Source organism: Muriicola sp. (assembly GCF_041567615.1).
In the GTDB taxonomy this organism is placed as follows: Bacteria; Bacteroidota; Bacteroidia; order Flavobacteriales; family Flavobacteriaceae; genus Muriicola.
On record NZ_JBFGBM010000152.1, the window covers coordinates 1 to 6752 of the forward strand.

Here is a 6752-nt window from a genome sequence, read left to right on the forward strand (position 1 = left end):
GTGAGGATACGGCATTACAGGAAGACCTGGAGATGCGCAAGAGTAAGGTCAAGCCCGAAGACCTCGCCACCCTGATCTATACCTCGGGAACCACAGGCAGGCCCAAGGGCGTCATGCTCACTCATGATAATATCGTTTCGAACCTGATCGCCAGTCAATCCCGTGTTCCCTTTGAACAGGGAGGGGTAGCTCTGAGCTTTTTGCCGGTGTGCCATATTTTTGAGCGGATGATCCTTTACCTCTATCAATATTGCGGGATCAGCGTCTATTTTGCCGAGAACCTGGAAAAGATCAGCGATAACCTGAAAGAGGTGAAGCCCAATGTGATGACCGTTGTACCCCGGTTGCTGGAAAAGGTATACGACAAGATAATTGCGAAAGGGGCAGAACTTACCGGTATCAAGAAGAAACTTTTCTTCTGGGCTGTAGAATTAGGCCTGAGATATCAACCCTATGGGGCCAATGGCTGGTGGTACGAACAAAGGCTTGGTATCGCCAGAAAGTTGATATTCAGCAAATGGAAGGAAGGTCTGGGAGGGAATTTGGAGACTATGGTCTCAGGGAGTGCTGCCCTGCAGCCCCGACTGGCCAGAATCTTCGGTGCAGTAGGGATCCCAGTAATGGAAGGTTACGGCCTCACCGAGACCTCTCCGGTGATCTCCGTGAACGATGTGAGAAACCGGGGATGGAAAATCGGGACGGTCGGACGCATCATAGAAGGAGTGGAGGTGAAAATAGCCCAGGACGGGGAGATCCTCTGCAAGGGGCCCAATGTGATGATGGGGTATTACAAGGACCCGGAAAGGACCAAAGAGGTTTTGAAAAACGGATATTTCCATACAGGCGACATCGGTGAGATAGATGATGATGGCTTTTTGAGGATCACAGACCGCAAGAAAGAGATGTTCAAGACCTCCGGAGGGAAGTATGTGGCACCACAACTTCTGGAGAACAGGCTGAAACAAAGCCGGTTTATCGAACAGGTCATGGTCATAGGCGAAGGGGAAAAGATGCCTGCCGCCCTTATCCAGCCAAATTTTGAATTTTTAGGGGAATGGGCCAAAAGGCACCATAAAGACCTTTCAAACCCCAGGGAATTTGTCAACAATCCCGAAGTGCAGGAACGGATCCAAAAAGAGGTAGATGCAGCCAACGAGCACTTCGCCAAATGGGAAAAAGTAAAATCCTTCAGGCTTACCGCCGATCCATGGACGGTGGAAGGAGGCCACCTTACCCCTACCATGAAACTCAAGAGGAAGATCATCAAGGAAAAGTACATCGACCTCTACAACGATATCTACGGCCACATATAGTACCTCTGGCCCTTCCCTTCTTTTGTGACCGACCCTGATCAGCACCCCTCCGGGACAGTTCTGCTAGATACCCTTAAGCCCGGGGAGTCCCTGTTTTATTTTCATAAATTTATTATGCATGCATAATAAATTTTTATATCTTTGTTTGAGATCACGACCAATGCAAGAGATAACAATTGATTACGCCCTGAGGGCAACATGGCAGTCTGTGGCCAGGATGTATAATGAAGAGGCCAAGAAATTCGGGTCGACCATGGCGGTGGGTTTCGCCTTATTGAGTATCGATCCTAAACAAGGAACCCCCTCCACCTCTTTAGGTCCTAGGATGGGGATGGAAGCGACGAGTTTATCCCGAATCCTGAAAAGTATGGAGGAAAAAGGCCTTATTGAGCGCAGGCCAAATCCGGATGACGGAAGAGGGGTGCTTATTTACCTCACTCCCTTTGGGCTGGAGAAAAGGAAGGATTCAAAGGATGTGGTATTGAGATTTAATGAAGTGGTCCGGGAACAATTGTCCGATCAACAACTCAACGCCTTTTTTGAGGTGATGGAGACCATCAACCAGGTGATCTCCGAAAAAAAGGTCTATAAAAACGAATCAACGACGAACTAACTCAACGAATGGATGAATAAGCATATTAAAAAAGTAGCCGTCATAGGATCGGGGATCATGGGTAGCGGAATTGCCTGCCACTTTGCCAATATCGGTGTGGAGGTCCTGTTGCTCGACATCGTCCCCCGCGAACTGAATGAAAAGGAAAAGGCTAAAGGACTTTCCCTGAAGGACCGGGTCGTGCGCAACCGCCTGGTCAATGAAAGCCTTGCCTCCGCATTGAAGTCGAAGCCCTCTCCTATCTACCACCAGGACTTTGCCAAAAGGATCACGACCGGCAACCTGGAGGACGACATCGCCAAAGTAGGGCAGGTCGACTGGATCATTGAAGTGGTCGTCGAGCGGCTCGATATCAAGAAGCAGGTATTCGAGAACCTAGAAAAACACCGCAAACCCGGAACCCTAATCACTTCCAATACGTCAGGTATCCCTATCCATTTTATGAGCAAGGACAGGTCGGAAGATTTTCAGCAACATTTCTGCGGTACCCACTTCTTCAACCCTGCGAGGTACCTCAAGCTTTTCGAGATCATCCCCGGGCCCAAGACCCAACCAGAGGTCCTGGAATTCCTCAACGGTTACGGGGAGCAATTCCTTGGAAAAACCTCCGTGGTGGCCAAAGACACCCCGGCATTTATTGGGAACCGTATCGGTATCTTCAGCATCATGAGCCTTTTCCACGCGGTAAAAGAACTCGACCTGACAGTGGAAGAAGTAGATAAACTTACAGGTCCAGTGATAGGCAGGCCTAAATCGGCTACGTTCCGCACGGTGGATGTGGTAGGGCTGGATACCCTGGTACACGTGGCCAACGGCATCTATGAGAATTGCCCGAAGGACGAAAGACACGAACTGTTCAAGCTCCCGGAGTTCATCAAAACCATGGCCGAAAACAAATGGTATGGCAGCAAATCCGGACAGGGGTTCTACAAAAAGGTAAACAATCCCAAGGGAGGCAGTGAGATCCTTACCCTGGATCTCAACACTATGGAATACCGCTCCAAAAAGAGCGCAAAATTCGCCACCCTCGAACTGACCAAGACCGTAGATAAGGTCATAGACAGGTTCGAGATCCTGGTAGGCGGCAAAGACAAGGCAGGGGAATTCTACAGGAAGAGTTTTGGAGTACTCTTCGCCTACGTAACGCACAGGATACCCGAGATCTCAGATGAGCTTTACAAGATAGACGATGCCATGAAAGCCGGTTTTGGCTGGGAGCATGGTCCCTTCCAGATCTGGGATGCCATCGGTCTCGACAAAGGCCTGGAACTCATCACAGCCGAAGGACAAAAGGCAGCTCCATGGGTAGATGAGATGAAATCGGCTGGCATCAATTCCTTCTATGCTGTGAAGGATGGAGCGACCTATTATTACGATGTACAGAAAAAGGAGATGGTAAAAGTACCCGGACAGGACGCCTTTATCATCCTAGACAATATCCGCAAGACCAAAGAAGTATACAAGAACAGCGGGGTGGTCATCGAAGACCTGGGAGACGGGATCCTCAACGTGGAATTCCAGTCCAAGATGAATACCATTGGAGGGGACGTCCTGGCGGGCCTCAATAAAGGGATCGACCTGACAGAAAAGGATTTCCAGGGCCTTGTGGTCGGGAATCAGGCTGCGAATTTCTCTGTGGGCGCCAATATCGGGATGATCTTTATGATGGCTGTTGAACAGGAATACGACGAGCTCAATATGGCCGTAAAAATGTTCCAGGACACTATGATGAGGATGCGGTATTCCGCCATTCCCACCGTAGCAGCGCCCCACGGCATGTGCCTGGGCGGAGGTTGTGAACTCTCCCTCCACGCAGATAAGGTGGTGGCTGCTGCCGAGACCTATATCGGTCTGGTAGAATTTGGCGTGGGTGTGATTCCCGGCGGGGGCGGATCCAAGGAAATGGCCCTGAGGGCGTCAGATACCTTCAGAAAGAACGACGTGGAACTCAACGTCCTCCAGGAGTACTTCCTGACCATCGGGATGGCCAAGGTATCTACTTCGGCCTATGAGGCCTACGACCTGGGTATCCTCCAAAAGGGAAAGGATGTTGTCGTGGTCAATAAGGACAGGCAGATCGCCACGGCCAAGGCTTACGCCAAACTCATGGCAGAAGCAGGATATACACAGCCCATACGTCGTACGGATGTGAAGGTGCTCGGGAAACAGGCTTTGGGAATGTTCCTCGTGGGAACGGATTCCATGGAGGCCGGCCATTATATCTCCGAACACGATAAGAAGATCGCCGACAAACTGGCCTATGTGATGGCAGGAGGCGATCTGTCCGAAACGAGTTTTGTGAGTGAGCAGTATCTGCTCGACCTGGAACGGGAGGCTTTCTTGTCGCTGTGTACGGAAAGGAAGACCCTGGAGCGTATCCAGCACATGTTAAAAACCGGCAAACCCCTAAGAAACTAAATGATGAAGACAGCATATATCGTAAAAGCATACAGAACCGCCGTGGGCAAAGCGCCAAGAGGGCTGTTCCGTTTCAAGCGGCCGGACGAACTGGCAGCCGAGACCATCGAATTTTTGATGAAAGAAATCCCGGAACTGGACAAGAAAAGGATCGATGATGTGATCGTGGGCAATGCGATGCCCGAAGCAGAACAGGGACTGAATATGGCCCGCCTGATCTCCCTGATGGGACTGAAGATCGAAGATGTACCCGGAGTAACGGTGAACCGTTATTGCGCTTCGGGATTGGAGACCATCGGTATTGCGACGGCTAAGATCCAATCCGGAATGGCTGATTGTATCATAGCCGGTGGAGCAGAGAGCATGAGCTACATTCCCATGGGGGGGTATAAACCTACTCCAGACTATGCGGTGGCCAAAGAAGGGAATGAGGATTACTACTGGGGGATGGGCCTGACAGCAGAGGCTGTGGCAAAACAGTTCAAAGTATCGAGAGAAGACCAGGATGAGTTTGCCTATAACTCCCATATGAAAGCCCTGAAAGCCCAGAAGGAAGGCAAGTTTACCGATCAGATCGTTCCTATTGAAGTGGCACACACTTTTGTGAACGCCCAGGGAAAAAAGGAGAGCACCACCTATACGGTCAAGGATGACGAAGGCCCGAGAGCAGATACCTCCCTGGAAGTCCTGGCGAAGCTGAAACCCGTTTTCGCCGCGGGTGGAAGCGTGACTGCAGGGAATTCTTCCCAAATGAGCGACGGGGCTGCTTTTGTCCTGGTGATGAGTGAGGAGATGGTGAAAGAACTCAAGCTGGAACCTATAGCCCGTCTGGTAAATTATGCCGCCGCAGGGGTAGAACCCAGGATCATGGGCATTGGCCCGGTAAAGGCTGTACCAAAAGCCCTGAAGCAAGCCGGGATGAAACAGTCGGACCTGGAACTCATCGAACTGAACGAGGCATTTGCTTCCCAGTCACTTGCCGTGATCAGAGAACTGGACCTCAATCCGGAGATCGTCAATGTCAACGGAGGAGCCATAGCCCTTGGACATCCGCTGGGATGCACAGGTGCAAAACTATCCGTCCAGCTGTTTGACGAGATGCGGAAAAGGAAGATGAAGGGAAAACACGGCCTGGTTACCATGTGTGTGGGCACCGGGCAGGGAGCTGCCGGAATCTTCGAATTTTTGACATAGAACACCTTCAAATAATATACGACCATGAGTACTGAATCCGTTAAAAAAGATATCCTGAGGGGAGGGCAATTCCTCGTCAAAGAAACTCCGAGTGAAGACGTATTCACCCTGGAAGACCTCAATGAGGAACAAAGAATGATGCGCGAAAGCACCATAGAGTTCGTAGACCGTGAACTCTGGGCTAACTGGGAGCGCTTTGAAAATAAGGACTACGAATTTACCAAGCAGTGTATGCAAAAGGCCGGGGAACTCGGATTCCTCAGCATTGCCGTCCCTGAGGCCTATGGCGGTATGGGGATGGGCTTTGTCTCCACCATGCTCGTCTGTGATTATATCTCCGGAGCGACCGGTTCTTTCAGCACGGCCTTTGGAGCGCACACCGGGATAGGTACCCTCCCTATCACCCTTTACGGGACCGAGGAGCAAAAGAAAAAATACGTGCCGAAACTGGCCACTGGCGAATGGTTTGGCGCTTATTGCCTCACCGAGCCCGGAGCCGGTTCCGACGCCAATTCGGGAAAGACCAAAGCAGTCCTGTCTAAAGACAAGAAATACTACAGCATTACAGGGCAGAAGATGTGGATCTCCAATGCCGGATTCTGCAACCTCTTTATCGTTTTTGCCCGAATAGAGGACGATAAGTATATCACTGGCTTTATTGTGGAGAACGACCCGGAGAACGGCATCTCCCTGGGTGAAGAGGAAAAGAAACTGGGCATCCACTCTTCCTCTACCAGACAGGTGTTCTTTAATGAGACCAAGGTGCCTGTGGAAAACATGCTCTCAGAACGGGGTAATGGCTTCAAGATCGCTATGAACACCCTGAACGTGGGCCGGATCAAATTGGCCGCTGCCTGTCTTGAGGCACAACGCCGAGTGACGAATGAAGCCGTGAAGTACGCCAATGAACGTATACAATTCGAGACCCCTATCGCAAACTTCGGGGCTATTAAGGCAAAGATCGCCCAGATGGCCATCAATGCCTACGCGGGGGAATCAGCCTGTTATCGGGCAGCTAAGAACATCGAGGACAGGATTGCCATCCGGGTAGCGGAAGGAAATACCCACCAGGAAGCGGAACTCAAAGGAGTAGAAGAATACGCCATAGAGTGCTCTATCCTCAAGGTGGCCGTCTCCGAAGACGTTCAGAATACTACGGATGAAGGCATCCAGATCTTCGGGGGAATGGGCTTCAGTGCAGATGCCCCCATGGA

Annotated in this window: 5 protein-coding genes; all 5 read left to right on the plus strand. The window is 50.9% G+C overall.

Annotated elements, in window-relative coordinates; genetic code table 11:
- The coding region (locus ABYP73_RS10295) for a long-chain fatty acid--CoA ligase (RefSeq protein WP_372974260.1) at positions 1-1313 on the plus strand (1313 nt) is incomplete at its 5' end.
- Positions 1314-1473: 160 nt separating this feature from the next.
- A complete protein-coding gene (locus ABYP73_RS10300) occupies positions 1474-1926 on the plus strand; it encodes a MarR family winged helix-turn-helix transcriptional regulator (protein ID WP_372945682.1) in 453 nt (150 codons plus the stop codon).
- A gap of 12 nt (positions 1927-1938) precedes the next feature.
- The gene (locus tag ABYP73_RS10305) at positions 1939-4344 is read left to right on the plus strand and encodes a 3-hydroxyacyl-CoA dehydrogenase NAD-binding domain-containing protein (RefSeq protein ID WP_372974261.1); all 2406 of its coding nucleotides are present in this window, start codon (positions 1939-1941) and stop codon (positions 4342-4344) included.
- A gap of 3 nt (positions 4345-4347) precedes the next feature.
- A complete protein-coding gene (locus tag ABYP73_RS10310) occupies positions 4348-5538 on the plus strand; it encodes an acetyl-CoA C-acyltransferase (RefSeq protein WP_372945270.1) in 1191 nt (396 codons plus the stop codon).
- A gap of 24 nt (positions 5539-5562) precedes the next feature.
- Positions 5563-6752 (plus strand): acyl-CoA dehydrogenase family protein (locus ABYP73_RS10315; protein ID WP_372974262.1); only part of this gene is annotated, 1190 nt, incomplete at its 3' end.